This window comes from uncultured Georgenia sp. (assembly GCF_937958535.1).
Taxonomy (GTDB): domain Bacteria; phylum Actinomycetota; class Actinomycetes; order Actinomycetales; family Actinomycetaceae; genus Oceanitalea.
In genome coordinates this window covers 1-2,922 of the sequence record NZ_CALGNQ010000104.1, presented here as the reverse complement: position 1 = coordinate 2,922, position 2,922 = coordinate 1, and the positions used below count along the sequence as shown (strand labels likewise).

Annotated in this window: 1 protein-coding gene; it reads right to left on the bottom strand. The window is 74.1% G+C overall.

Annotated features, from left to right (window positions below):
- Positions 1-1,846: immunoglobulin domain-containing protein (locus Q0195_RS05910; RefSeq protein WP_299275846.1), on the bottom strand; the 1,846-nt coding region annotated here is incomplete at its 3' end.
- Positions 1,847-2,922 lie beyond the last annotated feature (1,076 nt).

Here is a 2,922-nt window from a genome sequence, read left to right as displayed (position 1 = left end):
CGAGCCCGACGGCGGGCTGGTGGACGGACCGGTCGAGCGTGCCGAAGGACGACGAGCCGAGCTCGGCACCCGCCCCGTGGACCGCGCCCTCAGGGGTCGCGCCCGCGCCGGCGTCGTGGGTTCCGGGTGCCACGACCACCTGCGCCCCGACGGCTCGCGCTGAGGTGGGTGCGCCGGCGGAGGGCTGCCAGGTCTCGGCGAAGCGACCGAAGGCGACCACGGTGCCGTCCGCCAGGGTCGGGTCGAAGCCGGTGCCGCGGACCACGACGGTGTCCCCGGGATCGAGCGTCGCGTCCGCGGCGGCGGTCACGCCGTCCGCCGCACGGACGTCGAGCGCTGGTCGTGCGACGAGACGTACCGGTACGGCAACCTCCCGGGCCGGGTCGGGAACATCGCCGGCGGCGTAGGTGTAGACCGCGAACGTGCCCTCCTGCGGCCACCCCTCGCCCGGCGCGGCGACCTCGAGCGCGACGGTGAAGGAGCCGTCGGCACCGATCTGGTCCGGCTGGTGCATCTCGCCCGAGGGGACGGCACCGCCCGCGGTCGCCACCCGGCGTTCTGCCCCGGCGATCCGCGCCGAACGTGGCGCTCCCACGGAGGGGCGCCACTCATCGGCGAGCTTGCCGAAGGCGACAACCGTCGTCTGGTCGCCCTGGTCGTCCAGGCGCTGGTCGCCCTGGTCGTCCGGTTCGCTGTCACCCTGGTCATCCAGTTCGCTGTCGCCGGTCCCGGTTGCTTCTCCGTCGCCGGTCCAGGTTGCGCTGAAGCCGGTGCCGCGGACGACCACGGTGTCGCCGTACGCGACCTCCTCCACCGGTGTCACGCCGTCGGCGGCGAACACCGCGACCGACGGCGAGGCAACGGTGAGCGTGGCGGGCTCGGTGAAGACGTCCGGGCCGATACCGTTGCTCACCACCGCCCGCACCTGCGCGCCGTGCTGGTCTGCGCGGACGGCCGGGAGCACGAGCCGGGTGCTGCTGCCGTCGGGGATGTCGCGCCAGTTCGCGTCCCCGGCGGCGCGGATCTGCCAGCGGATGTCCGGCACCGGCAGACCGGTCACCGCCGTGGTGAACACCGCGTCCTCGCCGACACCCACCGCGGCGTCCCGCGGCTTCCCGGTCACGACCGGCGCCCGCGGCGGTGGTCCGAGCTCCAGGTCGACGCTGAGCAGGGGGCCGTTGCGTGGAACCTCCGCCGCGGCGGGTCCGGTCGCGGCGCCCGAGGTCTCGGTAACCAGCGCCGACCCGAGCCCATCGGGTGTGGCTGTGTCCGTGGGGCGGTCCGGCAGCGGCTCATCGGCGAGGGCTGCTGCTCCGGCCGCGGTCAGGGTGATCGGGACGTCGCTGACCCTCGCCCTGCCGTCTGCCACGGTGAGCGGGTGGTCAGTGAGGTCGAGCGCACCGAGGACGACCGTGGTGTACTCGCGTGTCCCGCTCGCGAAGCTCGCGGCGGTGTCACCGGCGACCTCGGTGGACGCGACCTCGGCGCCGGCGATCTCGCGGGACCAAGCGCCCGCACCCGCGGCCTCACGGGACCCACCGCCGACACCCGCGGCCTCGCGGTGCGCAGCGGCGACACCGGCGACCTCGTGGGACGCGACGTCGGCGACGAGGACACCCTCGTCGCCGTCGAGAAACACCTCGAGCCGGGTCAGCCGGACCTCACGCACCTCGGTGCCCGACCCCGCGGTGACGTCCGAGACGTCCTCGGCATCGTGATCGCTGTCGATGCGAACCGTGACCCCACCCGCCAGCCGCACCCGAGCTGCGTTCTCGGTGATGACGCCGCTGACCGCTGGCAGCGCGACGCCTGTTGCGGTGTCGTCGGCAGGCGCGACAGCCTGCACATCTCCCGCCCACCGGGCGCTCCCGGCTGCGACCGTCCACGCCGGTTCACCAGCGGCGGTCTCGCCCTTGTCCGAGACGAGAGCCGACTCCTGACCACCGTCTGCGCCGACACCGAGCACGGCCGGCACCACACCGGCGACCGCCAGCACTGTGGCGAGGGCGTGTCGCGTCCGCGCACGGCGCGCATGCGCGCGCGGCGTCGGTCCGATCATCTCCGTGCCCCCGGGGTCTCAGGTCCTGCGACCCGACCGGGGAGGACCGCTGCCCACGGTAGGGACCCGCGGTCGACGCTGTCACCGTGGCGTTGCCCACGCACCGCCGACACCTCTGGAACGACGCGGGAACTCACGGGTCTGGGTGATCAGCCTCATACTCCTTCCCGTGTCTCGTCCGCCCCGTCCGCTCCTTACTGCTCGTTCCATGTGCTGGTCTATGCACCTCCTGCCGCCGTGTGCGACCACCCGACCGGCAGTCATTTCGCACCTCGCCGCGCGCGAGCGTGCCGACAGCCCGACACCGCGGGTGGGTCCCGGGTCGTGTCGGCTCACCGGGGCGGGTCCTTGCCGCTGCGGCCCAGTGGCGCGGCCGCGTGTGTCGCGGCGTGGATGGACGGGCGTCTCGGCGGTGGGGTAGCGGTGGTCACGGTGGTGGGGTCGCCTCCGGGCGGGTCGTGGCAGAAGGTCCGGCCGGGTGTTCGGCCTCTCCCGGGATCGGTGGGCGGGGGTGCGTGTCGGTGGGGTCTCTCCTCGGTGGCCCGTGGTGGGCCGCTCGGCAGGTGGGTCCGCCCTGTGCGCCGTTCGTGTCTGGTGGGGTGCGGGTGCCCCTCATCCGGGTGGGTCTGTCGTCTCGGCTGTCGGGATGGTCACGCGCACGTGGCCCAGCGCTCGACCCGGCATCGCGCAGGCGCTGACGGTCCGATCACCTGCACGCCCGGTCCGGTCGCCTGAATGCCCGGTCCTGCCGGTTGCTTCCGCTGCCGTGCCTGAGGCATCCCCGGTCGTCCCGGTGGCACTCGACGTCGTGCCGGTCGTACCCCCGGTCGTCCGGGTGGCACCCGATGTCGTGCCGGTCGCTG